Annotated in this window: 23 protein-coding genes; 12 read left to right on the top strand and 11 right to left on the bottom strand. The window is 67.9% G+C overall.

Going from position 1 to position 24,869, the window contains the following annotated elements:
* Positions 1 to 61: 61 nt before the first annotated feature.
* The gene (locus tag T8K17_RS00785) at positions 62 to 325 is read right to left on the bottom strand and encodes a hypothetical protein (RefSeq protein ID WP_322332628.1); all 264 of its coding nucleotides are present in this window, start codon (positions 323 to 325) and stop codon (positions 62 to 64) included.
* Positions 326 to 433: 108 nt separating this feature from the next.
* Positions 434 to 1,435: an MDR family oxidoreductase gene (locus T8K17_RS00780; protein WP_322332627.1), complete on the bottom strand. Its 1,002-nt coding sequence runs from the start codon at positions 1,433 to 1,435 to the stop codon at positions 434 to 436.
* Positions 1,436 to 1,497: 62 nt separating this feature from the next.
* On the opposite strand from T8K17_RS00780, the gene T8K17_RS00775 reads away from it, so the two are divergent.
* Positions 1,498 to 3,192 carry an acyl-CoA dehydrogenase family protein gene (locus tag T8K17_RS00775; protein WP_322332626.1) on the top strand — a complete coding sequence of 565 codons (1,695 nt, stop codon included), beginning with the start codon at positions 1,498 to 1,500 and terminating at the stop codon, positions 3,190 to 3,192.
* Between the two features lie 150 nt (positions 3,193 to 3,342).
* Here T8K17_RS00775 and T8K17_RS00770 read toward each other — a convergent pair whose 3' ends face one another.
* From T8K17_RS00770 to T8K17_RS00750, 5 genes are all read right to left on the bottom strand, one after another.
* The gene (locus tag T8K17_RS00770; RefSeq protein WP_322332625.1) at positions 3,343 to 3,906 is read right to left on the bottom strand and encodes a GNAT family N-acetyltransferase; all 564 of its coding nucleotides are present in this window, start codon (positions 3,904 to 3,906) and stop codon (positions 3,343 to 3,345) included.
* Position 3,907: 1 nt separating this feature from the next.
* On the bottom strand, positions 3,908 to 5,074 hold the full coding sequence (locus T8K17_RS00765; RefSeq protein WP_322332624.1) for an acetyl-CoA acetyltransferase: 1,167 nt from the start codon (positions 5,072 to 5,074) through the stop codon (positions 3,908 to 3,910).
* Positions 5,075 to 5,340: 266 nt separating this feature from the next.
* Entirely contained in the window at positions 5,341 to 5,856 is a 516-nt protein-coding gene (locus T8K17_RS00760) for an adenine phosphoribosyltransferase (RefSeq protein ID WP_322332623.1), read from the bottom strand.
* Positions 5,857 to 6,061: 205 nt separating this feature from the next.
* Positions 6,062 to 7,099, bottom strand: a complete 1,038-nt coding sequence (locus T8K17_RS00755; protein WP_322332622.1) for a 5-methyltetrahydropteroyltriglutamate--homocysteine methyltransferase — start codon at positions 7,097 to 7,099, stop codon at positions 6,062 to 6,064.
* Between the two features lie 85 nt (positions 7,100 to 7,184).
* Positions 7,185 to 7,919, bottom strand: coding sequence for a carbonic anhydrase family protein (locus tag T8K17_RS00750; RefSeq protein ID WP_322332621.1), 735 nt, complete (start codon positions 7,917 to 7,919; stop codon positions 7,185 to 7,187).
* A 261-nt stretch (positions 7,920 to 8,180) separates the two neighbouring features.
* On the opposite strand from T8K17_RS00750, the gene T8K17_RS00745 reads away from it, so the two are divergent.
* From T8K17_RS00745 to T8K17_RS00725, 5 genes are all read left to right on the top strand, one after another.
* Entirely contained in the window at positions 8,181 to 9,320 is a 1,140-nt protein-coding gene (locus T8K17_RS00745; protein WP_322332620.1) for an MlaE family lipid ABC transporter permease subunit, read from the top strand.
* Complete coding sequence (locus T8K17_RS00740; RefSeq protein ID WP_322332619.1) at positions 9,317 to 10,132, top strand: ABC transporter ATP-binding protein; 816 nt, start codon at positions 9,317 to 9,319, stop codon at positions 10,130 to 10,132. Before T8K17_RS00745 ends, T8K17_RS00740 begins: the two co-directional genes overlap by 4 nt.
* A gap of 3 nt (positions 10,133 to 10,135) precedes the next feature.
* Complete coding sequence (locus T8K17_RS00735) at positions 10,136 to 11,113, top strand: MlaD family protein (protein WP_322332618.1); 978 nt, start codon at positions 10,136 to 10,138, stop codon at positions 11,111 to 11,113.
* Positions 11,110 to 11,739, top strand: a complete 630-nt coding sequence (locus T8K17_RS00730; RefSeq protein ID WP_322332617.1) for an ABC-type transport auxiliary lipoprotein family protein — start codon at positions 11,110 to 11,112, stop codon at positions 11,737 to 11,739. Before T8K17_RS00735 ends, T8K17_RS00730 begins: the two co-directional genes overlap by 4 nt.
* 161 nt (positions 11,740 to 11,900) lie before the next feature.
* Positions 11,901 to 14,231 carry a xanthine dehydrogenase family protein molybdopterin-binding subunit gene (locus T8K17_RS00725; protein ID WP_322332616.1) on the top strand — a complete coding sequence of 777 codons (2,331 nt, stop codon included), beginning with the start codon at positions 11,901 to 11,903 and terminating at the stop codon, positions 14,229 to 14,231.
* A 5-nt stretch (positions 14,232 to 14,236) separates the two neighbouring features.
* Here T8K17_RS00725 and T8K17_RS00720 read toward each other — a convergent pair whose 3' ends face one another.
* A complete protein-coding gene (locus T8K17_RS00720; RefSeq protein ID WP_322332615.1) occupies positions 14,237 to 14,863 on the bottom strand; it encodes a glutathione S-transferase family protein in 627 nt (208 codons plus the stop codon).
* A gap of 293 nt (positions 14,864 to 15,156) precedes the next feature.
* On the opposite strand from T8K17_RS00720, the gene T8K17_RS00715 reads away from it, so the two are divergent.
* Entirely contained in the window at positions 15,157 to 16,494 is a 1,338-nt protein-coding gene (locus T8K17_RS00715; RefSeq protein WP_322332614.1) for an aspartate aminotransferase family protein, read from the top strand.
* 154 nt (positions 16,495 to 16,648) lie between these two features.
* Here the strand turns inward: T8K17_RS00715 and T8K17_RS00710 are convergent, their stop codons facing one another.
* Positions 16,649 to 17,476 carry an SDR family NAD(P)-dependent oxidoreductase gene (locus T8K17_RS00710; RefSeq protein ID WP_322332613.1) on the bottom strand — a complete coding sequence of 276 codons (828 nt, stop codon included), beginning with the start codon at positions 17,474 to 17,476 and terminating at the stop codon, positions 16,649 to 16,651.
* A 116-nt stretch (positions 17,477 to 17,592) separates the two neighbouring features.
* Positions 17,593 to 18,060, bottom strand: coding sequence for a DUF393 domain-containing protein (locus T8K17_RS00705; RefSeq protein WP_322332612.1), 468 nt, complete (start codon positions 18,058 to 18,060; stop codon positions 17,593 to 17,595).
* A 313-nt stretch (positions 18,061 to 18,373) separates the two neighbouring features.
* On the opposite strand from T8K17_RS00705, the gene T8K17_RS00700 reads away from it, so the two are divergent.
* From T8K17_RS00700 to T8K17_RS00680, 5 genes are all read left to right on the top strand, one after another.
* Positions 18,374 to 19,357, top strand: a complete 984-nt coding sequence (locus T8K17_RS00700) for a TAXI family TRAP transporter solute-binding subunit (protein WP_322332611.1) — start codon at positions 18,374 to 18,376, stop codon at positions 19,355 to 19,357.
* A 126-nt stretch (positions 19,358 to 19,483) separates the two neighbouring features.
* On the top strand, positions 19,484 to 22,117 hold the full coding sequence (locus T8K17_RS00695) for a TRAP transporter permease (protein WP_322332610.1): 2,634 nt from the start codon (positions 19,484 to 19,486) through the stop codon (positions 22,115 to 22,117).
* Between the two features lie 11 nt (positions 22,118 to 22,128).
* The gene (locus T8K17_RS00690; RefSeq protein ID WP_322332609.1) at positions 22,129 to 22,557 is read left to right on the top strand and encodes a universal stress protein; all 429 of its coding nucleotides are present in this window, start codon (positions 22,129 to 22,131) and stop codon (positions 22,555 to 22,557) included.
* Positions 22,558 to 22,658: 101 nt separating this feature from the next.
* The gene (locus T8K17_RS00685) at positions 22,659 to 23,816 is read left to right on the top strand and encodes a DUF2336 domain-containing protein (RefSeq protein WP_322332608.1); all 1,158 of its coding nucleotides are present in this window, start codon (positions 22,659 to 22,661) and stop codon (positions 23,814 to 23,816) included.
* Between the two features lie 126 nt (positions 23,817 to 23,942).
* Complete coding sequence (locus T8K17_RS00680; protein WP_322332607.1) at positions 23,943 to 24,230, top strand: hypothetical protein; 288 nt, start codon at positions 23,943 to 23,945, stop codon at positions 24,228 to 24,230.
* 9 nt (positions 24,231 to 24,239) lie between these two features.
* On the opposite strand, the gene T8K17_RS00675 is transcribed toward T8K17_RS00680, so the two are convergent.
* The gene (locus tag T8K17_RS00675; RefSeq protein ID WP_322332606.1) at positions 24,240 to 24,863 is read right to left on the bottom strand and encodes an alpha/beta family hydrolase; all 624 of its coding nucleotides are present in this window, start codon (positions 24,861 to 24,863) and stop codon (positions 24,240 to 24,242) included.
* Positions 24,864 to 24,869: the final 6 nt, after the last annotated feature.

The raw sequence follows: 24,869 nt of genomic DNA, 5'->3' as shown, positions 1-24,869 counted from the left end.
GGCTCCGTGGCGGCGGGAGGGGGCATCGTGGCGCCGTCGCCGCGTCTCTGTCGGCGCGGGGTTAGTTCCGCTTGCCGCCGGTCACCATCGGGCCGACCTTTCCGGCCAGGATCGGGAAGCGGACCGTGCCGTCGGAGGCGTCGTAGATCCACTCCTCGATCGGGCCGGCCTTGTTCAGCTCGTCCGGCTCGCCGAGGGCCGTGCGCAGCTCCTCCACGTTGGAGGCGTTCTCCGCCTTCTTGGCGATCTCCGCCTTGCTGTCCTTGAAACAGGCCGAGAGCATCAGAACGCTGGCGAGAGCCAGGGCGGTGGCGAGGCGGGGCATGCGGGGGCTCCTGAAAGCGAGGCGATGGGGGAGTTTATACGATTCTCCGCAGGGAAGGGGTCTTTGGTCGGCAGAGGCACCCTTCCTCGCTGCAAAGGTGTCGATCGCCTACTCCCCGCCCACCGTCACCACGGCGCGGCCTCGGACCTCGCCCTTCAGGATCGCCTTGCCGAGCACCGGCAGCTCGTCGAAGCCGTGGCTGTGGCTGATCGCGTCGAGCTTCTCCATGGGCAGGGTGCCGGCGATCATCGACCAGACCTTCCGGCGCCGCTCGGCCGGGCACATCACGCTGTCGATGCCGAGCAGGTTCACGCCGCGCAGCAGGAAGGGCAGCACCGTCGTGGACACGTCGTTGCCGCCGGCCAGCCCGACCGCCGCGACCGATCCGCCATAGGCGATCTGGGTCAGCAGGTTGGCGAGCGTCGGCCCGGCCACGTTGTCGATCGCCGCCTGGAAGCGCTCCTTGTTGAGCGGCCGGCTTGGCTGCTCGGCCAGCTCCGCCCGGTCGATGAAGGAGGCGGCGCCGAGGTCCGTCAGATAGTCGTGGGTCTCCGCCCGGCCGGTGGCGGCGACCACGCTGTAGCCCTTGGCGGCGAGCAGGGCGACCGCCACGCTGCCGACCCCGCCGGCGGCCCCGGTCACCAGCACCTCGCCCTTGGACGGGTCCATCCCCGCCGTCTCCAGCGTGTCGACCGCGAGACCGGCGGTGAAGCCGGCGGTCCCCAGCGCCATGGCGCGGGACAGGGACAGGCCGTCCGGCAGTTTCACGAGCCAGTCGCCCTTCACCCGGGCGAGCTCGCCGTAGCCGCCCCAATGCATCTCGCCGACCCGCCAGCCGGTCAGCACCACCTTGTCCCCCGGTTTGAAGCCGGGGTTATCCGACGTTTCCACCACCCCCGAGAAATCCACGCCCGGCACATGCGGATAGCTGCGCACCAGCCGGCCGATCCCGTTCATCACCATCCCGTCCTTGTAGTTGACGGTGGAATAGGCGACGCGGACGGTCACGTCCCCTTCCGGCAGGTCGCTCATAGCCACGTCCTCGAAGGCGCCGGTGACCTTACGGTCGTCGCCTTCGCGCAGCAGGTAGGCCTTGAAGGTATCGGTCATCGCTCGCTCCCGGGTGTAGGCTTCTCCCAGCCCCACAAAGAGGGCCGATACGGGAGGAAGCCATGGATCTGTCGCTCACCGCAACACCGCACGGACTTCAGCCGGACACGCGCGGGGTCAACGCCTTCGACGACGATGCGTCCCTGCGCGCGTTGCTGGGGCTTTACCTGGCGCCGTCCGACCTGGAGGCGCTGACCCCGACGTTCCGGCGGCTCGGCGCCCTGGTGCATGGGCGTCTCGACGCGCTGGCGCATGAGGCGGACCGCAACCCGCCGGTTCTGCGTCCCCGCGACCGCCAGGGCCGCGACGTGCAGGCGATCGACAAGCACCCGTCCTATGTGGAGATGGAGCGGATCGGCTTCCAGGACTTCGCCATGGCGGCGATGTCCCACCGCCCGGCTCTCGGCCTCGACCGGCCGGTGCCCCATGCCGCGAAATACGCGATCCAGTACCTCTTCGCCGAAGCCGAGTTCGGCCTGCTCTGCCCGATCAGCATGACCGATGCGCTGACCCGCACCATCCGCCGCTATGCCGACCCGGCCCTGGTCGCCCGCTACCTGCCGGGCCTGACCGCGGAGCGCCTGGAGGATCAGATCCAGGGGGCGATGTTCATGACCGAGAAGGCGGCCGGCTCGGATGTGGGCGCCACCGAGACGGTCGCCCGACGGGACGGCGACGGCTGGCGGCTTTGGGGCGACAAGTGGTTCTGCTCCAACACCGATGCCGGGCTCGCCCTGGTGCTGGCCCGGCCGGAGGGGGCGCCGGCGGGGATCAAGGGCGTGTCGCTGTTCCTGCTGCCGCGCGATCTGCCGGAAGGCGGCCCGAACCGCTACCGGATCGTGCGGCTGAAGGACAAGCTCGGCACCCGCTCCATGGCCTCGGGCGAGATCACCCTGGAGGGGGCCACCGCTTGGATGGTCGGCGAGCCTGGGCAGGGCTTCGTGCAGATGGCGGAGATGATCAACCAGTCGCGCCTGTCCAACGCGGTGCGCTCCGCCGGGATCATGCGCCGGTCGGTGCGCGAGGCGCTGGCGGTGGCGCGTGGGCGCTCGGCATTCGGCAGCCGGCTGATCGACCTGCCCCTGCAGCGCCGGCAGTTGCTGAAGCTGATGCTGCCGGCCGAGCAGGCGCTGTCGGTGACGCTGTTCACCGCCGACGCGCTGGCCCGGGCCGATGCGGGCGAGGCGGAGGGGTTGAAGCTGCGTCGGATCCTGACGCCGCTGGTGAAGTTCCGGGTCTGCCGCGACGCCCGCAAGGTGGCGGGCGACGGCATGGAGGCGCGGGGTGGGGTCGGCTATATCGAGGAATGGCCGGAACCCCGGCTGGTGCGCGACGCCCATCTCGGCTCGATCTGGGAGGGGACGAGCAACATCGTCGCCCTCGACGTGCTGCGGGCATCCCGCAAGGACGCGGCGCATACCGCCCTGGGCGAGGCGCTGTCACGGCGGATGGGGGAGGCCGGGGTGGAGACCGGTCTGCGGGACCGGCTCGACGGGTTGCTCGCGCGGGCGGTGGCCATCGTGGGTGCCGCGGCCGAGGCGGGCGCGGATGAGCGCGCCCGGACCGTGGCGTCAGGCCTGTACCATGCGGCCTCGGCCTGCCTGCTGGCGGCGGAGGGCGCGCTGCTCGAGGATGCCAGGCGCACGGCCCTGGCCGAGCTGGTGATCCGCCACAAGCTCACGCCGCGGGACCCCCTGGGGGACGCGGGGCGGGACGAGGAGGCCGATCAGGCGGCGGCCGATCTCCTACTCACATAGCTCTCCTCCTCACCCACTCCCCGGATTTATTCCGGGGCAATCGGTCGAGCCTGAACGGGGCGTCGAACTGAGAAGCGAGCTTATGGGATCGCCCCGGAATAAATCCGGGGAGTGAGGGAAGGGGGATTGGCAGTCTCGAGCTGCCGGGGTCTAAGCGACCAACGTCAGCCGCATCGCCACCCGGCTCTCCCGCGGCAGGCCGTGGGCCACCTGATCCACCAGCCTCGGCCCGAGATGGGGGTCGGCGTCCGCGTCGGCGTCCGGGATTTCCGTGAAGCCGAGCCGGGCGTAGTACGGCGCGTTCCAGGGCACGTCGCGGAACGTCGTGAGCGTGATTTCGCCGATCCCGCGGCCCTGGTGGTAGCGGATCAGCGCCGCCAGGAACCCGTCGGTCAGCCGGTGCCCGGCATGGTCCGGATGCACCGAGACCTGGGCCAGGTGGAGCACCGTGTCGCTGTCGGTATGGGTATGAGCGAAGGCGACCGGCGCGCCGTCGCCGTCTGTCGCCACCCAGAGCCGCCAGGCATCCTGCATAGCGGCCAGATCGTCCACCTGCACGGGCGCGTAGGTGTCCACGGCGGCGGCATAGGGCGTGGCCTCGAACCGGCGGTCGGCGGCGATGTCGATCGCCGCCAGCAGGTGCAGTTCATCCGGCCGGGCCTGACGGATGCGGTATGTCGGGGCCCGGTCGCCCACCCTCTCGCCGTCCGTCATGTCAGCGCAGCGGCTCCAGGATGGAGACGAAGTTGGCCACCGCGGCCCCGCCCATGTTGAAGACGCCGGCCATCTTGGCGTCCTTCACCTGCATGTCGGCCGCCTCGCCGCGCACCTGCATCGAGGCCATGATGTGCATGGACACGCCGGTGGCGCCGATCGGGTGGCCCTTGGATTTCAGGCCGCCGGACGGGTTGATCGGCAGCTTGCCGTCCTTCTCGGTCCAGCCCTCCAGGATGGCGCGCTTGCCCTGGCCTTCCGGCGTCAGGCCCATGGCCTCGTACTCGATCAGTTCGGCGATGGTGAAGCAGTCGTGGGTCTCGACCAGGGAGAGGTCGTCCAGGCTCACCCCGGCCTGGGCCAGCGCCTGCTTCCAGGCGACCGAGCAGCCCTCGAACTTCAGGATGTCGCGCTTCGACATCGGCAGGAAGTCGTTCACATGGGCGGCGGCGCGGAAGATCACCGCCTTGTCCATGGCCAGCGCGGTGTCCACGTCGGTCAGCACGATGGCGGCGGCGCCGTCGGAGACCAGCGAGCAGTCGGTGCGCTTCAGCGGGCCGGCGACATAGGGGTTCTTCTCGCTCTCGGTGCGGCAGAACTCGTAGCCGAGATCCTTGCGCATCTGGGCGTAGGGGTTGGCCACGCCGTTCTTGTGGTTCTTGGCGGCGATCTTCGCCAGCGCGTCCATGTTGTCGCCATGGCGCTGGAAATAGGCCTGGGCGATCTGGGCGAAGACCCCGGCGAAACCGCCGTCGATGCCGGCCTCTTCCTTCAGGTAGCTGGCCTTGAGCAGGGTGTCGCCGATCTCCTTGCCGCCGAGCGCGGTCATCTTCTCGACGCCGACGACCAGCACGCGCTTGGCCTTCCTGGCCTCGATCAGGTGGATGCCCTGATGCACCGCGGCGGAGCCGGTGGCGCAGGCGTTTTCCACGCGGGTGGCCGGCTTGAAGCGAAACCGGTCATCGGCCTGGAACACGAGGGAGGCGGTGAAGTCCTGTTTCTCGAAGCCGGCGTTGAAATGGCCAAGATAGACGGCGTCGATGTCGTCCGGCGTCAGGCCGGCGTCTTCCAGGGCGGCGGTGGCGACCTGGACGATCATGCTCTCGGCGTCGTCCTCGGTGCGTTTGCCGAAGGGCAGGTGGGACCATCCGACGATGCAAGCGGTCATGGGTTCTCTCCTCATCCAGGCGCCGCGCCGTCACGAGGGGGAGCGCGGGCGATTGACCGAAGGCGTGTGTCCTTGGGTGTATGCGGTGGGCGGATCTGTAGCAGAAACGCCCGTTGCGATCATGGATAGGGCGCGCACGAGACCCGCGCAAGATCACGCAGGGTCAAGATTCGGGGCGTTCTGTTCTTTATTTCTCTGCTTCTCTCGCTCCCCGAACTTGTTCCGGGGAGTGAGAGTGGAGAAAGGGGATGAGAGGGGCCGCCTTCTCAGTCGTCGTACTGCAGCAGGCTCTCGAAGGGGATGTCGAGCTTGTCGCGGCCTTTCAGGAAGCTGAGCTCCATGATGCAGGCGCCGCCCGCGACCTCGCCGCCGACCTTGCGCAGCAGCTCGACCGAGGCGCTCAGCGTGCCGCCGGTGGCGAGCAGGTCGTCGAGGATCACCACGCGCTGGCCCGGCTGCACCGCACCCTCCTGGATCTCCACCGTGTCGGTGCCGTATTCCAAGTCGTAGGTGTAGGGCACGGTCGGTCCGGGCAGCTTGCCCTTCTTGCGCACCATCAGGAAGCCCAGGCCCAGCTCCAGCGCCAGCGGGGCGGCGGTGAGGAAGCCGCGGCTCTCGATACCGGCCAGCAGGTCGGGCTTGAACGGCGCGATGACCTTGGCGAGGCGGTCGACCGTCTCCTTCCAGGCGGCCGGATGGGCCAGCAGGGTGGAGATGTCGTAGAACAGGATGCCCGGCTTCGGGAAATCCGGTACCTGGCGAATATGCGCCTTGAGATCCACGGGGATGTCCTCCGCTCGGGTTTGCCGTCGGGAGAATCCCTTAGAGGAAACCGGCCCGTCTGAGAAGGGCCGGCTCCATACTCTACCCTCTCACCGACGTCCCGGTCCTGAGCCGGGACCCTGGTCCGACGACGAGGGCACGATCCTGGATCGACCTCCGGATCCGGTCCGGAGGCCGTCCAGGAAGTCGGGGAGCGCGGAGAGTCTAGAGCGTCGCCCGCACCAGGGCCGCGCCATCGGCCATCGCCTTCATCTTGCCGAAGGCCACATCGCGCGGCAGGTATTTCAGGCCGCAATCCGGGGCGACGATGATCTTGTCGGCCGGGTGATGTTCCAGCCCGCGGTGGATGCGCTGGGCCACGGTCTCCGGGCTCTCCACCTTCGGGTCGGAGAGGTCGAGCACGCCGAGGATGATCTTCTTCTGCGGCAGTTCCTCCAGCACCGAGCAGTCGAGCCCGGACTGGGCGGTTTCGATGGAGATCGAGTCCACCGTCGAGCGCGAGAGCTGCGGCAGGAAGGAATAGCCGGCCGGACGTTCGTGGATGATCGCGGCATAGCCGAAGCAGATATGCACCGCCGTCTCGCCCTTCACCCCGTCCAGGGCAGCGTTCAGGCATTCGATGCCGTACTGTTCGGCCTTCTGCGGGCGGGCCTGCATGTAGGGCTCGTCGACCTGCACGATGTCGGCGCCGGCGGCGAACAGGTCCTTGATCTCGGCGTTCACCGCGGCGGCATAGGCCATCGCCAGCTCCGCCTCGTCCTTGTAGTAGTCGTTCTGCGCCTGCTGCGACATGGTGAAGGGGCCGGGGACGGTGATCTTGATCCGCCGGTCGGTATTGGCCCGCAGGAACTTCACGTCCTCGACCTGCACCGCGTGCTTGCGGCTGACCGGGCCGACCACGCGGGGGACCGGGTTCGGGTGGCCGGAGCGGTCCAGCGCGGTGCCGGGATTGTCGATGTCGACCCCGTCCAGCGCGGTGGCGAAGCGGTTGGAGTAGCTTTCCCGGCGGGCCTCGCCGTCGGTGATGATGTCGAGGCCGGCCCTTTCCTGGTCGCGGATCGCCAGCAGCGTGGCGTCGTTCTGCGCCTCCTCCAGGTATTCGGGATCGACCCGCCAGAGTTCCAGCGCGCGGGTACGCGGCGGGAAACGCCCGGCCAGCTTGGCGCGGTCGAGCAGCCAGTTCGGCTGGGCGTAGGAGCCGACCAGCGAGGTCGGGAGCAGGGTATGTCCGTTGGTAGCCATGATGTGTCCTCCCAAGATTTTTTTCTTGGGAGGACGCTACCAACGGGTGCCGCCGCCGACTAGGCGGCTTCTCGTCCGGACCGGCTCAACCGCCGCCGAGCAGCAGGAACCGGCGGTTCAGGGGCTGGACCGGACGGGCGTTCATCGGGAACAGCGTGGCGAAGGCCGCGATCTGTTCGCGCGAGGCCTGGATCGGGGTCTTGAAGGTGACCCAGTTGACGATCTCCGAGCAGGGCGGCGTGGTGAGCGAGCCGGCATAGCGGAAAAGGGTCCGGTCGGCCGGCAGCAGGTCCTTCAGCGCGACCGACACGACGGGGCCGTCGCCCGTGTGCGCGGGCATGGCGGCCCAGATCGGTGCCAGGGCCGCGTTCTCGGCGCCTTCGTCGATCAGAACGCCGAGCACCGCCAGGTTTCCGTCGCTGGAGCGGTGGACGAAATGCGCCTCCATCGCCAGCGGCTTGCCGTCGAGCAGGTGTTCGCTGGGATGGTGGAAATGGAACTGCAGCAGCTCGTAGGTCGTCCCGTCCAGCTTGATCGCGCTGCCGTTGGGGACATTTACCTGGATGGTGTGTCCGTTGTTCGTGACCGCCCCGTCGGTCTCCGTCGGCCAGCGGAACGCGACCCCGTCCAGGTCGGCGGAGATCGGCGCGGACAGGTCGATCGGGGACTGGGCGGCACCCTGACTGCACGCGGCGTACTCCTTGCCGAGCGCGCCCCACTCGTTCGGTCCGGTCGCACCCTCGTAGCTCCAGGCGCTGCCGCCGGACGCGTGCGCGCGGGCGGACAGTCCCCCGCAACAAGCGCAACCGATTGCGGCCATTGCCGTGGACTTCAACATCATGCGCCGATCTAGTTTTCCCATGCCCTGCCCTCCCTGCGATCCGGTCCCGACGCCGGTAAACGAAACTATTCTAGAAACTCTAAAGAATTCTCAACAAATCCCAAGAGCAAGCCATTGCGGCGCGCCGACCGTCGCGGCTGCCCTGCCGTCGGACGACGGCTGCGGAACCGGATCCGCGCTTTCCTGTTCCAGAAGGCGGGGACGCACTAGAATGCGCTTCGCATTCACGCGGGAGGGTATGTGACCGACACTGGAGTTTCTGATCCGCTCGACCTGCAGGAGGAGGGCGGAGCCCTGACTCTGCGGCTGTCGGGGCGCTGGACGCTGGACACGGTTCTGCGTCTGGACGGGGAACTCCGATCGTTGGCCCGTCGCCCGGTAGAGCGGCTGGTGGTCGAGGCCGCGGGCCTGACCGGGCTGGACAGCGCCGGAGCCTGGGCGATTCGCCGGACCCTGGATCAGGCAAAGGCCCGGGGCGCCGACACCGAGCTCAGAGGACTGCCGGACTCCTACCGGCCGATCCTCGAGAAATCCGTCGTCCCCGATCCGACCGCGCCGGTGGCGCCGACGAGCGGCGGCGGCCTCTTCGCGCCGCTCGAAGGCGCGGGCCGCGCCGTGCTGCATGCGGCGACGGTCGCCCGCAACCTGGCCGGATTCTTCGGCTACACGCTGGTGGCGCTGGCGGGCGTGCTGGTGCGGCCCTGGCGCCTGCGGTTGACGGCGACGGTCGCCCAGATGGAGGCGACGGGCCTCAACGCGCTGCCCATCGTCGGGCTGCTCTGCTTCCTGATCGGCATCGTGCTCGCCTATATGGGCGCCCTGCAGCTCAAGCAGTTCGGGGCGTCCGTCCTCACGGTGAACCTGGTCGGCGTGTCGGTGCTGCGCGAAATCGGCATCCTGCTGACGGCGATCATCGTCGCCGGCCGGTCCGGGAGTGCCTTCGCCGCCCAGATCGGGACCATGAAGGTGAACCAGGAAGTGGACGCCCTGGAAACCATGGGGCTGTCGGCGGTCGAGGTGCTGGTTCTGCCCCGGTTGATCGCGCTGGTCATCGTCATGCCGCTGCTGACGGTCTGGGCGGACCTGGCAGGACTTCTTGGCGGGTCGGTGGTCGCCCTGTTCCTGTTGGACATGACCTTCAGCCAGTTCCTGATCCAGCTCGATGCGGCGGTGCGTTTCTGGGATTTCGGCACCGGCATGCTGAAGGCGCCGGTCTTCGCCCTCGTGATCGCGCTGGTCGGCTGCTACGACGGGCTGCGGGTCTCCGGCAGCGCGGAGAGCGTCGGGCGCTACACCACCCGGGCGGTGGTGGAATCCATTTTCCTGGTGATCGTGCTGGACGCGCTGTTCGCCGTGGCCTTCGCGGAGATCGGCATATGACCGGCATCGATCGGGAAGGGAACGGCCCGGCGCAGGACGGCCCGTCGATCGAGGTGCGCGGAGTTGTGACCCGCTTCGGCAGCACCACGATCCATGACGGTCTCGACCTGACGGTGAAGCGCGGCGAGATCATCGGTGTGGTCGGCGGATCCGGCACGGGTAAGACCGTGCTGCTGCGCACCATCATCGGACTGCAGAAGCCGGCCGAGGGATCGGTCACGCTGCTCGGCGAAGAGGTTGCCTGGGACGGCTCGTCCACCGCGGCGCTGGCCGGCCGCTTCGGCATGCTCTTCCAGGACGGCGCCCTGTTCAGCGCCCTGACCGTCGGTCAGAATATCCAGGTGCCGATGCGCGAACGCGGCGACATTCCCTCCCGCCTGATGGACGAATTGTCCCGCCTCAAGGTCTCGCTGGTCGGCCTGCCGCCGGATGCCTGCGGCAAGTTTCCGTCCGAGCTGTCGGGCGGCATGAAGAAGCGGGCGGGCCTCGCCCGGGCGCTGGCGCTGGACCCGGACGTCGTCTTCCTGGACGAGCCGACGGCGGGACTCGACCCGATCGGCGCGTCGGATTTCGACGAGTTGATCCTGGACCTTCGCCGCGCGCTCGGGCTCACTGTGGTCATGGTAACCCATGATCTCGACAGCCTGGCCCGGATCTGCGATCGCATCGCGGTCCTGGTGGACAAGAAGATCGTCGTCGGCACCATGGAAGAGCTCATGCGCAGCGACCACGCCTGGATCCGAAGCTATTTCCACGGCCCGCGGGCCCGTGCCGCCTTCGACCGGCCGGCGGAAGCCGGGGCGCGGGGCTAGGCCATGGAAACCCGTGCGTCCTTCGTGACCGTCGGCGCCTTCGCCATCCTGCTGGTGGTCGGCGGTCTGTTCATGGCGATCTGGTTCGGCGGCGTGGCCATCGACCAGGAAACCAGGCCCTACCGCATCGAGTTCAAGGGGGCGGTCGACGGCCTCAGCACTGGCAGCGCCGTGCGCTATCGCGGCGTGCCGGTCGGAACGGTGAGCGATATCCGCATCGACCCGCAGAACGTGGAACTGATCCGCGTGGATATCGAGGTCGACGCCGAGGTGCCGATCAAGAAGGACATGTACGCGGTCCTCCAGGCCCAGGGCCTGACCGGCATCGGCTTCATCCAGATCGAGGGCGGGACGGATGCGGCCGAGGAGCTGGTGGCGACGGAGGACCAGCCGGTGCCCCGCATTCCGGCCCGGTCCTCCGCTCTCAGCAAGGTGTTCGAGACCGCCCCGCAGATCGCCGACCGGCTTGTCGTGGTGATCGCCCGGATCGAGGAGTTCCTGAGCGACGAGAACGAGCAGAATTTCCGCATGCTCCTGGCCAATCTGGCCCAGGTCAGTGCGGCCGTCGCCGACCGGAGCGACGACATCGAAACCGCCATCACCGGGGCGTCGGAGAGCATCGCGAACCTGCGCGCGGCGGCGGCCGAGGTCGGCCCGCTGCTGGAGGAGGCCTCGGCGACCCTGGCCACGGTGCGGGGCACCGCCGTCGGGCTGGACAGCGAGGTGGCCGCCCTGTCCGGATCCCTCGCCAATGCGGGCGACCGCATCGCCGCGACGGCTGGGGAACTGGAAGGCATGCTGGCCGACGCCCGGCCCGGCATGAAGGATTTCACCAATACCGGCCTATATGAACTCACACAGTTTCTGGTGGAGGCGCGGTTCCTGGTATCCAACATCGACCGCGTCCTGCGCCAGATTGACCGCGACCCGTCGCAGTTCCTCTTCGGAAACCGGGACGGACAGGTGGAGGCCGACCAATGACCGAATTGCGCCGACGCACGCTGCTGACCAGGGGGCTGGCCGTCGCCGGTCTCGCCGGGGTGACCGCGGCCTGCGGCCGGCTGCCGATCGGCAAGCCGCCGCCGCAGATGTACACGCTGACGCCGAAGAGCACCTATCCGGACGGCCTGCCCGAGGCGCCCTGGCAGCTCGCCGTCGAGCGGCCGGATGCGCCGGCCGGCCTGTCCTCGGCCCGGATCGCCGTCGCCCGGCAGCCGCTGACCCTGGACTATTACTCCGGCGTCGCCTGGGTCGACGATGCGCCGAACATGGTGCAGCGGCTGATGATCGAATCCTTCGAGAACTCCAATCGGATCATCGGCGTCGGCCGGGACGGCGTCAGCTTCCGCTCCGACTACACCCTCAAGGTGGAGCTGCGGGAGTTCCAGGCGGAGTATTTCGAGCAGGCGGAGATCCCGACCGTCAACGTCCGCATCAACGTGAAGATGGTGCAGATGCCCCAGCGCACGATCATCGCCTCCCAGGGTTTCGAGGCGCAGCGGCGCGCGCCGTCGAACAAGATGCTGGACATCGTCGAGACCTTCGACGTCGCCCTGGGTCTCGTGTTGCGGGACGTGGTGGTCTGGACCCTGCGGCAGAGCGGCTAGCCCGGGCCGACCGGTGGGGCCGCTCCGACCGGCCCGGTCCCCGCGTTGGGCCAAAACTGACTTTCCCACTTCGCGGGGTTTTCACGGCGCGATCCTGCGCTAGCATTCCTGCAACGACATCGGCCGTCCCAGCAGATCCCGAGCCAAAGAGGTAAGCGGACATGAACGTCCTGCACGAGAGCGACCTTGCGACCCTGAAATTCGGCGTCGGCCAGCCGGTGCCGCGCGGCGAGGACCCGACCCTGCTGACCGGGCGCGGCGAATACACCGACGACGTCAATCTCGACGGCCAGGCCTATGGCTATGTCGTCCGCAGCCAGGTGCCGCACGGGGTGATCAAGGGCATCGACCTGGACGACGCCCTGGCCATGCCCGGCGTGCTGGCGATCTATACGGCGAAGGACCTGACCGGCTTCGGCGGGATTCCCTGCGTGGTGCCGTTCAAGAACCGCGACGGCTCCGACATGCACAAGCCGCTCCGCCCCGGCCTCGCCGGCGACGTGGTGCGCTTCGTCGGCGATCCGGTCGCCATGGTGGTCGCCGAGTCCCAGTCCCAGGCCCGCGACGCCGCCGAGATGGTGATGCTGGACATCGACGAGCTGCCGGCGGTCACCGACCCGGTGGAAGCGGCGAAGGACGGCGCCCCGCAGCTGTATGCCGATGTGCCGAACAACGTCTGCCTCGACTACCACTACGGCGATGCCGAGGCGGCGGAGAAGGCCTTCGCCGGGGCGGCGCACGTCACCAAGCTGACTCTCGTGAACAACCGGGTCGTCGTCGCCTCCATGGAGCCGCGCTCGGCCATCGCCAGCTACGATCCGGCGGAGGAGAAATACACCTTCATCGCCGGCAGCCAGGGTGCCTTCGGGCTGCGCAACGCGCTGGCCAACGCGGTGCTGAAAGTTCCGGCCGAGAAGGTGCGGGTCATCACCAAGAATGTCGGCGGCTCCTTCGGCATGAAGGGTGGCCCGTATCCGGAATACTTCCCGCTGCTGCATGCCGCCAAGCAGCTCGGCCGGCCGGTGAAATGGGTCGATGACCGCAGCGGCGCCTTCGTCTCCGACCACCAGGGGCGCGGCCATGTGGTCGATGCCGCCATGGCCTTCGACAAGGACGGGCACATCCTGGCCCTGCGCGCCGACATCCATGCGGATATGGGCGCCTATCTGAGCCCGGTCGGCCCGCAGCCGGCGACCCTTAACGCGGTGAAGAACCTGATCTCGGTCTACCAGACGCCGGTGATCGACGTGAATTCCAAGTGCGTGCTGACCAACACCACCACCATCGGGCCGTATCGGGGTGCGGGGCGGCCGGAGGCCAACTACTACGTGGAGCGGCTGCTGGATACGGCGGCGGCCGAGATGGGCATCGACCGGCTGGAGATCCGCCGGCGCAACCAGATCCGCGCCGACCAGATCCCCTACACCGCGCCCTCGGGCATGACCTATGACAGCGGCGATTTCCCCGCCGTGTTCGACAAGGCGGTGACATTCTCCGACTGGGACGGCTTCGCCGCCCGCAAGGCCGAAAGCGAGGCCCGCGGCAAGCTGCGCGGCATCGGCATGAGCGACTACCTGGAGGTCACCGGCCCCCAGGGCAAGGAAATGGGCGGCCTGCGTTTCGAGGAGGATGGTACGGTGACGATCATCACCGGCACCCTCGACTACGGCCAGGGCCATTGGACCGCCTTCGCCCAGGTGCTGCACCAGCGCACCGGAATCCCGTTCGACAGGATCCGCCTGCTCCAGGGCGACAGCGACGAGCTGATCGTCGGCGGCGGCACCGGCGGGTCGAAGTCGATGATGTCCTCCGGCGGGGCGATCATCGAAGCCGGCGACGTGATGATCGAGAACGGCAAGAAGATCGCCGCCCATGTGCTGGAGACGGCGGTCGCCGATATCGAGTTCGCCGAGGGCACCTTCACCGTCGCCGGTACCGACCGCAGCGTCGGCGTGATGGACCTGGCCGAGCAGATCCGTAGCGGGCTGGAGCTGCCCGAGGACGTGCCGCAGAGCCTCGACGTCAGCCTGGCGCACGAGACCGGTCCCTCGGCCTTCCCGAACGGCTGCCACGTGGCCGAGGTGGAGATCGATCCGGACACCGGCCATGTGGCGGTGGTGCGCTATTCCATGGTCAACGACTTCGGCGTGGTGGTGAACCCGATGCTGGTCGAGGGTCAGGCCCATGGCGGCATCGTCCAGGGCATCGGCCAGGCGCTGATGGAGCAGGTCCGCTACGACGAGAGCGGCCAGCTCATCACCGGCTCGTTCATGGACTACGCCCTGCCGCGGGCCGAGGAGGCGCCGATGTTCCGCTACGACAGCCACCCGGTGCCCTGCACCACCAACCTGGTCGGCGCCAAAGGCTGCGGCGAGGCGGGCTGTGCCGGGGCGCTCGCCTCGGTGATGAACGCGGTGGTGGACGCGCTCGGCGGTAAGCATATCGACATGCCGGCGACGCCGGAGAGGGTCTGGCGCGCGCTGCATTCCTGAGCGCGTCAGAGCTCGGAGAGATCCTCGTATTCGGTGGCGGCCATGGATGGCCGCTCCCGGAACCCGTCGACCCACCAGTCCAGGTTCGGATGCGGCGGCAGGTAGCGGTCGAGGCCGCGGAAGGTGAGCCAGTCCAGGGCGGTGGCCAGCGCGATGGTGCCGATATCGGCAACTTCGTCGCCGGGCGGGCGGGCCATGGGCGGGCCATGCTCGAGAATGTCGTAGGCGGCTCCCAGTTGGGAGATCAGGTCGTCGCGCAGGCCGGGGACGCTGATGCCCAGCGCGTTCTGCTGGACCTCCCAACGCAGGTCGGCGCCGAGTTCGCACAGGCCGGTCGCCAGATGCTGCAGGGTGAGCACCGCCTCGCGCTCGCCGCTGTCCTTGGGGATCAGGGCGCCACGCGAGAATTCGTTGATGTAGAAGCAGATCTCGGCGCTGTCGAACACGCCGCGGCCGTCGTCCAGGATCAGCAGCGGGGCGGTGTTCAGCGGGTTCTCCTCATAGGCGGCCTCGTCCCCCTGGCGCACGTGATCGGCCAGGTGCCGGACCTCGATCTTGGCGAAGCCGGTTTCCAGGAGGGCGACCTCCACTTTGCGGGCGAAGGGCGAATGGCGCTGCGAGAAGAGAATCATGCGCGGAGTATTCACGGAGATGACGGGCGCGCCAAGATTTCTGTGGAGGACTGATATTTCTTCACATTCGACCAGCGCTCACTCCCCGGATTCAGTCCGGGGCCCACTGTTCCGCCTGCTCGACTCTATGAAAGTAGGCGCATCCTTCGGCGTGGACCCCGGAATAAATCCGGGGAGTGCGAGGGAGAGATGAAGATTACGGAGCGGGCAATCCCCTCGCACCGGTACTCCCGCGCTTGACGCCTCCGCCTGCCGGGCGTTCGATACTTCATCCCCGTCCCCGGAGCCGCCCCATGTCCGCACGCACGAGCCACGTCTTCCACCGCAATGCCCGCAGCCTGCCGCCGATCGCCGTGAAGGGCGACGGCTGCTACATCATCGATGCCGACGGCAAGCGCTATCTGGACGGCTCCGGCGGGGCGGCGGTCTCCTGCCTGGGACACAGCCACCCGCGGGTGATCGAGGCGATCAAGAAGCAGCTCGACGCCATCCCCTACGGCCATACCGGCGCCTTTTCCAACGAACCGATGGAGAAGCTGGCGACCCACCTGGCCCAGGCGGCTCCCGGCGGGCTGGACAAGGTCTATTTCGTCTCCGGCGGCTCCGAGGCAGTGGAGGCGGCGCTGAAGATGGCGCGCCAGTACTACATCGAGATCGGCCAGCCGACCCGGCACAAGATCATCGCCCGGCGCCAGAGCTACCATGGCAACACGCTTGGCGCCTTGGCTGTCGGCGGCAACGCGGCGCGCAGGGCCCAGTTCCAGCCGATGCTGATGGAGGCGACCCATATCGCGCCGTGCTTCTCCTACCGCGAGAAGCGGGCGGACGAGACCGAGGAGGAATACGGGCTGCGCGCCGCCAACGAGCTGGAGACGGCGATCCAGCAGGCCGGGCCGGAGACGGTCGCCGCCTTCATCTGCGAGCCGGTGGTGGGCGCGACGGCAGGTGCCGTGCCGCCGGCGCCCGGCTACCTGAAGCGCATCCGCGAGATCTGCGACCGCCACGGCGTGCTGCTGATCTTCGACGAGGTCATGTGCGGCATGGGGCGCACCGGCCACATGTTCGCCTGCGACGAGGATGGGGTGGCGCCGGATCTGATGACCGTCGCCAAGGGCCTGGGGGCGGGCTATCAGCCGATCGGCGCGGTGCTGGTGGACTCGAAGATCTTCGAGGCGATCCGCGACGGCAGCGGCTTCTTCCAGCACGGCCACACCTATATGGGCCACCCGGCCGCCTGCGCCGCCGGCCTCGCCGTGCAGGAGGCGATCCGCGATGACAACCTTCTGGACAACGTGAACGTCCAGGGGGCGGCGCTGCGCCGGGCGCTGGAGGCGCGGTTCGGCAACAACGCTTATGTGGGCGACATCCGGGGCCGCGGTCTGTTCATGGCGATCGAGCTGGTGGCCGACCGCTCGACCAAGGAGACCTTCGACCCGGCCCGCCAGCTCCATGCGGTGATCAAGCGCGAGGCGATGGAGCGCGGGCTGATCGTCTATCCGATGGGCGGCACGATCGACGGCAAGCACGGCGACCACGTCCTCGTCGCCCCGCCCTTCATCGTCGACCAGAGCCACATCACCGAACTGGTGGAGAAGCTGGGCGACGCGGTGGACGCGGCGCTGGCGGCGTAGGGGACAACCCATCGCTCCCGTCATCCCGGGAGACCCCGGACTCGATCCGGGGGCTGCCCGGGACCACGCCTTGGACACCTGGGTCCCGGCCGAGCCCCGGGTCAAGCCCGGTCCTCTCCGGGATGACGGAAAAGGGCTGTCAATCGCCGGCTGCTCATATCCCGTACGGCACCCCGCCGCTGACCGGCAGGTTGATGCCGGTCACGTAGCGTCCCTGCGGGCCGGCGAGATAGGCGACGGCGGCGGCGACGTCTTCGGGCTGACCGGCGCTGCGGGTGGCGACGGTGGCGTAGCGGCGGGCCTGCATCTCCTCGACCCCGATGCCGGCTTCCGCCGCCAGCCGCCGGTTCGCCGCCATATGCATGTCGGTCATGATGAAGCCGGGGCAGACGGTGTTGCAGAGAATGCCGTGCTTGCCTTCTTCGGCGGCGATAGTCTTCGATAGGGCGGCGATCGCGTGCTTCATCGCGGTATAGGCGCCGAAGCCCGGTTCCGCGCCAAGACTGCCGGTGGAGCCGATATTGATGATCCGTCCCCCGCCGGCGGCCCGCATGGCCGGGATCACCGCCTGGCAGAGCCTTACCGGACCGAGCAGGTTGATCTGGAAGCTGCTCTCCCAATGGTCGGGCGTCGTCTCCATGAAATCGGCGGCACCGGCGAGCGAACCGGCATTGTTCACCAGGATGTCGATGGTGCCGAACCGCTCCCGGGCGGCATCGAGGCAGCGGGCGATGTCGTCGGCCCGGGTGACGTCGAGGGGCAGGGCGAGGGCGGTGCCGCCGGCCGCGGCGATCTCGCCGGCCAGACCGGTCAGCAGCTCCATGCGGTCATAGGTGCGGTCCTCGACGCAGAAGGTTCCCGCCATGTCGGTCACGACCACCGCGGCCCCGTCGGCGGCCAGCCGGCGGGCGATGGCCTGACCGATCCCCCGGGGAGCGGAGGCACCGGTGACAAGGGCTACCTTTCCGGAAAGATCGGTCATGGCAGGCTCCATCTGGGGGGGAAGGAGCGGCATCTGAGCGTGTTTCCTTCGGCGTGGCAACCGCGGCTTGCCTCCAGCCACAAGCCTCTCGCCACTCCCCGGAAGTGGGAAGGGTGTCAGGGGGCCGTCATCTCCGGTGGCGGTGGCACCCGGCCTCTGGCCTTGTTCCAGCGGTACAGCGCCGCGGCCAGCACGCGGTCGTAGAGCACCTCCGCCAGCGGCTTGATCCAGCCGACCGCGGCCAGCCGCGCCAGCCAGCCGTAGCCGGGCAGGCGCTTCCAGATCTTGATGAACGCCTCGACCCCGGCCAGCAGGCGTCCGTCGCTCTCCACCACATGCAGCCGGCGCACGATGGCGTCGTCGTCCACGCCCCAGGGGCTCAGCAGGCCGGCTTGGGTCGTGATGTCGATCCACACGATTCCGGTGACGCCCCGACGCTCGGCGATCCCACGGTAGTGATGGATCTCGGTCCGGCAGACCGGGCAGGCGCCGTTGTAGTAGACCTGGATCCCCGAGGGGTCTCGGGGTGCAGTCCGCGCCGAGCCCTGCGGGGAGGTCTCAGGCGATGTCCGGGGCTGTTCCATGCAGGGAAAAATGGGTCGCCCCGGCCGCTCGGCAACGCGGCGGACGGTCGCGCCCACCCGTGATCGGCGAATATGGTTAACGCATCATAACCATCCATTCCCTTGAATTACGCCCCACTCGCGGCGGTACGACTTCGTTGACCTTCTGTGAAACTGCCCCCCATAGTAGGTCCAAGAGCTGCGGCTCTTGGATCACGGCGATGTCCCGTGGGGATGCGGAAAACGCAACCTGGCGGGACCCCGGACGGCTGCTCCCAGAGGAGATCGCCTGATCCGAAAAAGGTTTAACGGGAGAGTCTTAGGAGGACTTCATATGAAGCGGCTTCTTGCCACCACGTTTGCTGTGGCGCTGGGCGCGGGCGCGTTCGTCGCCGGCAGCTCCGCTCCGGCAACGGCGCAGAATCAGCAGTTCATCTCGATCGGTACCGGCGGCGTGACCGGCGTGTACTACCCGACCGGCGGCGCGATCTGCCGTCTGGTCAACAAGGACCGCAAGGAGCACGGCATCCGCTGCTCCGTGGAGTCCACCGGCGGGTCCACCTACAACGTGAACACCATCCGCGCCGGCGAACTCGAGTTCGGCGTCGCCCAGTCCGACGTGCAGTACCACGCCTATAACGGCACCGGCGACTTCGCCAGCGCGGGCGCGTTCGAAGAGCTGCGCAGCGTGTTCTCCGTCCATGCCGAGCCGGTGACCATCGTCGCCCGCAAGGACGCGAACATTAAGAACTTCGAGGACCTGAAGGGCACTCGGGTGAACATCGGCAACGCCGGTTCCGGCACCCGCAGCACCTGGGAAGTCATCGAGGGTGCCACCGGCTGGAAGCGCGAAGACCTGAAGCTGGCCGCCGAGCTGAAGTCGGCCGAGACCGGTCAGGCGCTCTGCGACAACAAGATCGACGCCTATTTCTGGCTGGTCGGCCACCCGGCCGCGCTGGTCTCCGAGACCGTGTCGACCTGCGAGGCCAACCTGGTCAACGTGACCGGCCCGGCCTTCGACAAGCTGGTCGCCGACAACCCGTACTACCGCAAGGCGATCATCCCGGGCGGCATGTATCCGGGCAACCCGGACGACACCAACACCTTCGGCGTGGGCGCCACCTTCGTGTCCTCCGCCAAGGTCTCCGACGACGTCGCCTACATCGTCGCCAAGGCGGTCTTCAGCAATCTGGAAGACTTCAAGAAGCTGCACCCGGCCTTCGCCAACCTCAAGGCTGAGGAGATGGTGAAGGAGGCGTTGTCGGCGCCGCTGCATCCGGGCGCGATCAAGGCCTACAAGGAACTCGGCCTGATGTAATCCGGTGGCCGGGGCGGGTTCTTCCCGCCCCGGCCATTTCTGTCTGCCGTCGACCCGGCGCCCGCGGCGCCGCACGACAAGGATGACCCGGCCCGACGCGGGCCCGCTCCAAGGATCGGGGGGATCATGAGCGACCAGAACGGCACCTCCAAAACCGTCGATCTCGAGGATCTCGTCGCCTCCACCGACACCGGAAACCGGGTGCCGACGGGGATCGTGGCGAAGGTACTGGCGGGGCTTGCGCTCGCCTGGTCGCTGTTCCAGCTCTACTACGCCTCCGACCTGCCGTTCCTGCTGCAGGACCTCACCGGCCTGCCGGTGGTGTTCAACTCGGACGAGGGACGGGCGATCCACCTGGCTTTCGCGTTCGTGCTGGCCGCGCTGTCCTATCCGCTGTTCAAATCCTCGCCGCGCGACCGCGTGCCCTGGTACGACTGGATCCTGGCGGTGCTCGGCGTCGTCTCCTGTCTCTATCTCATTGTCTTCAAGGACACGATCGCCCTGCGCGCCGGTTTGCCGACCACGGCCGACCTGGTGATCTCCACGATCGGCATCGCGCTGGTTCTGATCTGCACCTACCGCGCGCTCGGCCTGCCGCTGGTGATCGTCGCCTCGGTGTTCCTGATCTACGTGTTCTTCGGCGACCAGCCCTTTATCCCGGAAGTGATCCAGTGGAAGGGTGCCTCCTATGGCAAGGCCATGTGGCACTTCTGGATGCAGACCGAGGGCGTGTTCGGCATCGCGCTCGGCGTGTCGGCCTCCATGGTCTTCCTGTTCGTGCTGTTCGGCTCGCTGCTCGACAAGGCCGGGGCCGGCAACTATTTCATCAAGGTCGCCTTCGCCCTGCTCGGCCACCTGCGCGGCGGCCCGGCCAAGGCAGCGGTGGTCTCCTCGGCGATGACCGGCCTGATCTCCGGCTCTTCCATTGCCAACGTGGTGACGACCGGCACCTTCACCATCCCGCTGATGAAACGCGTCGGTTTCTCCGGCGACAAGGCCGGGGCGGTGGAAGTCGCCTCGTCGGTCAACGGCCAGATCATGCCGCCGGTCATGGGCGCGGCTGCCTTCCTGATGGTCGAGTATGTCGGCGTGACCTATCTGGACGTGGTGCGCCACGCCATCCTGCCGGCCTCGATCTCCTATATCGCGCTGCTCTACATCGTCCATCTGGAGGCGCTGAAGGCCGGCATGCGGGGCCTGCCCAAGCCGGGCGGTCCGCGCACCGTGCTGCAGAGCCTGCTCGGCGTGCTGACCGGCTTCCTCGCCATCGCGATCCCGTCGGCGATCATCTACTACACGCTGGGCTGGACCAAGGACGCCTTCGGAGACGCCACCTTCTACGCCGTCTGCATCCTGTTCCTGGTGGCCTATGTCGGCCTGGTCGCCCTGGCCGCCCGCTTCCCGGATCTGGAGATGGACGACCCGAACGCGCCGGTCGAAAGCCTGCCGGAGGTCCGGCCGACGGTGCTGGCCGGCCTGTACTTCCTGCTGCCGATCGTCGTGCTGGTCTGGTGTCTGATGGTCGAGCGGCTGTCACCGGGACTCAGCGCCTATTGGGCGACGGTGGGCATGCTGTTCATCCTGCTCACCCAGCACCCGCTGAAGGCCGTGTTCCGCGGGGGCAGCAACTTCCTGCATGGGTTCGCTCAGGGCTTCGCGGAAATCCTCGAGGGTCTGATCGCCGGTGCCCGCAACATGATCGGCATCGCGGTCGCAACGGGTGCCGCCGGGATCATCGTCGGCACGATCTCCCTGACCGGCGCGCACCAGGTGGTGGGCGAGTTCATCGAGTTCCTGTCCGGCGGCAACCTGATGGCCATGCTGGTGCTGGTGGCGATCTTCTCCCTGATCCTGGGCATGGGCCTGCCGACCACGGCGAACTACATCGTCGTCTCCTCGCTGATGGCCGGCGTGGTGGTCGAGGTCGGCGCGCAGAACGGCCTGATCGTGCCGCTGATCGCCGTGCACCTGTTCGTCTTCTACTTCGGCATCATGGCCGACGTGACGCCGCCGGTCGGCCTCGCCTCCTTCGCCGCGGCGGCGATCTCCGGCTCCGACCCGATCAAGACCGGCTTCACCGCCTTCTACTACTCCCTGCGCACGGTGGCCCTGCCGTTCCTGTTCATCTTCAACACCGACCTGCTGCTGATCGACGTGACGCCGCTGCAGGCGGTCTTCGTCTTCTTCATAGCGACCGTGGCGATGCTGCTCTTCGCCGCCGGGACCCAGGGCTATTTCTTCGCCAAGAACAAGGCTTGGGAGGCGGTGGCGCTGCTGCTCGTCGCCTTCACCCTGTTCCGGCCCGGCTTCTGGCTCGACATGATCCAGGACCCGTTCGAGACCGTGGAGCCGACCCGGGTGGTGGAACTGGCAGGGGAACTGCCCGACGATGGTGAGCTGCGGCTCGTGGTCACCGGACCGGATTTCGACAACCCGAACGCCAGCCACGAGACCACGCTGATTCTGCCGCTGGGCCCCGCCGGCCCGGGCGATCAGCGGCTGCAGGATGCCGACCTGCTGGTGACGGTCGAGGACGGGATGGCCAAGCTTGAAGAGCCGTTCCGCCCCGGTCCGGCGGGCAGCGTGCCGGGCCAGAAACTCGACGACTTCGATTTCTACGGCGACAAGCCGGTGCACATCTCCGAGATCCATGTGGAGGCGCACCGGGTACCCAAGGAAGTCTTCTACATCCCGGCCCTGCTGCTGCTCGGGCTGGTCATCGTCCTGCAGCGTCGGCGCACCGACGTGCCGGCGTTCTGAGGGAGGGCGCGATGTTCTCGGATATCCTTCTCGCCGTCGACCTCACCGCGCCGGAAACCCAGACGAAGGCGGTCGCCGCCGCGGTCGAGCAAGCCAAGGCCTTCGGCAGCCGCCTGCATGTGGTGACCGTGGTGCCGGAGGTCCATTCCGGCATCGTCGCCGGGTTCTTCCCCAAGGATTTCGAGGGGAAGGCGCTGGAGGCGGCGCGGCAGCAGCTTCATGCCTATTGCGAGAAGACGATCCCCGCCGGGCTGAAGGTTCAGCACATCGTCGCCCATGGGACGATCTATCAGGAGATCGTGCGCGCGGCCGAGCAGACCGGCTGCCAACTGATCGTCATGGCGTCCCATCGCCCGGAGCTGTCGGACTTCCTGCTCGGCCCGAACGCCGCCCGGGTGGTCCGGCATGCCGCCTGCTCGGTGATGATCATCAGGGACTGATCCGGCCCGCTCCCGGCCGGCGCCGGCGCGCGGAATCGCAGCGCCCTGCATAAAACGCTGCTATGATCGCCTCGGACTGACATGTCGAGGAGGCTCGATCCATGACCGGTGACAAAGCAGCACCGACCCTGGCGCAACTGATGACCAAGCTGTCGCGCTCCGCCACGGCGGAGGCGCGCGGCGAGGTGGCCGACGCCATCGGTCGGTCGATCGACAGCCCGCAACTCGGTCCGGCGGAACGCGACATCGCCTTGGACATCGTCCGCAAGCTCGCCGGCGACCTGGAACAGCAGGTGCGCCAGAGCCTGGCCGAGGCCGTGCGACAGTCCGTCGGCCTGCCCCATGACGTGGCGCTGAAGCTCGCCAAGGACGTGGCCGATGTGGCGCTGCCGGTCATCAGCGACAGCGTCGTGCTGACCGACGGCGATCTGGTCTCGCTGGTGGAGGAGGGCGACACCGACAAGCAGCTCGCGATCGCCAACCGCGGCGAGGTCTCCGAGGTCGTCGCCGGCGCGCTTGTCGAGCGCGGCAACGAGGACGTCGTGGTCGCCGTCGTCTCCAACCCCGGCGCCGAGCTCAACGAGCCGGCTCTCGGCAAGGCCCTCGACCGGTTCGGCGACAGCCCGCGCCTGCAGGCCCCGATGGTCGGCCGTGCGACCCTTCCGGTCGCGGTGGCCGAACGGCTGGTGTCGATGGTCTCCGAGAAGCTGAAGGACGAACTGGTCCGGCGCCACGAGATCTCGCCGGACATGGCGACCGACCTGGTGCTGGAAGGGCGGGAGCGGGCGACGCTCGCCCTGCTGTCGGACGGCGATGCGAACAGGGTCGAGGATCTGGTGCGCGAGATGGCCCGCAACGGCCGTCTGACGGATTCCATCCTGCTGCGCGCGGCCTGTACGGGGGATCTGGCCTTCGTCGCCGCCGGGCTCGCTGTCCGCGCCAAGATCGCGTTCCGCAACGCCGACCTGCTCGTCCACGACGATGGGGCCAACGGTCTGAAATCCCTGGCCTCCAAGGCCGGGATGAGCGAGCACGACCGGATCATCCTGCGCGCCGCCGTGGATGTCGCACGGACCACCGAGATGGTCGACGCGCCGGACGCGCGGGAGCGGTTCGCCGAGACCGTGCTGGAACGCGTGCTCACCACCTTCGATGCGGACGACGACGGTTTCTCCGAAGAAGACGCGGAGTATTTAATAAAAAAGCTGTCTAAATACACGGGAAAGCATAGGGACAATGCGGTCGCCCATCTTCGGTAATGATGCCTGAAGTGGATGAAGCATTAGATGAAATTTTAGGATCGCGACGTTAATTGAATTTTTACCCCTGATGCGTATGATCTTATTCCAGATGAGACGACCGGCTCTTTTGTGGGGACGAGCTAGATGGCGGTCGATACCTGGAATGATCAGCACCTGAGCTTCGTTGAACGCGCCACGTCGGCGCTTCGATCTGTGGCGATTGCCGTCTTCTGGATGGGCCTCGTCGCCGGACCTCCCTTGGTCGGCGGCGTACTCGGATGGATGGCGACACAGGACGCGGAAAGAACGGGACCGTTGAGCGGACTTCTCGGGCAGCTCTCGGACGATCGGATGGGCGTTACCATCACTCGCCAGGAGGTGGAGGCTGTCGGCCTCGACCCGCGGGAGATCAAGGCGATCCTGACCGAATAACCCGACGGCTCAGAGCGTCCGCAGGAACCGGTCGGTCATATCCGCCGCCCGATCCCAGGCCTGCTCGACGCTCCATCCGCTGGCCTTGCGCGGCGCCAGGTCATGGTTGCCGTCTTCGATCCACTCGATCTCCAGGCCGTCCGGCAGGCCCATTGCGGCAACCTCTTCCTTCGTGCCGAACGGATCCCGGCTTCCCTGAACGATCAGCGTCGGGCAGCGCAGGCGCGCCAGATGCTCGGTGCGCAGCCGCTCCGGCTTGCCCGGCGGGTGGAACGGATAGCCAAGACACAGGCAGCCGCGCACCGCCGTCTCCGCGGCGACGAGAGACGCCATCCGACCGCCCATGGACTTGCCGCCGATCGCCACCGCGTCCGGTCCGCCGAGCCGGTCGATGACCCCCCGCCACTGCTCCAGCAGCGCCGGCGCCCGTTCCGGCGGACGTCGGTGCCCCGTCGTGCGGCGCTCGGCCATATAGTCGAATTCGAACCGCACCACCCGATGGCCCCGCGCCGCGATCCGCTCGGCGATGGCGGACATGAACGGGCTGTCCATCGGCGCGCCCGCCCCATGGGCCAGGACAAGGGTGACGGCCGCCTCGGCGGGACCGTCGGTCAGGAACGGGGTGTCGGACATGCGGCA

Source organism: Thalassobaculum sp. OXR-137 (assembly GCF_034377285.1).
Classification (GTDB): domain Bacteria; phylum Pseudomonadota; class Alphaproteobacteria; order Thalassobaculales; family Thalassobaculaceae; genus Thalassobaculum.
The sequence above is the reverse complement of the archived record's forward strand: the minus strand, read 5'-3'. Positions and strand labels throughout refer to the sequence as shown.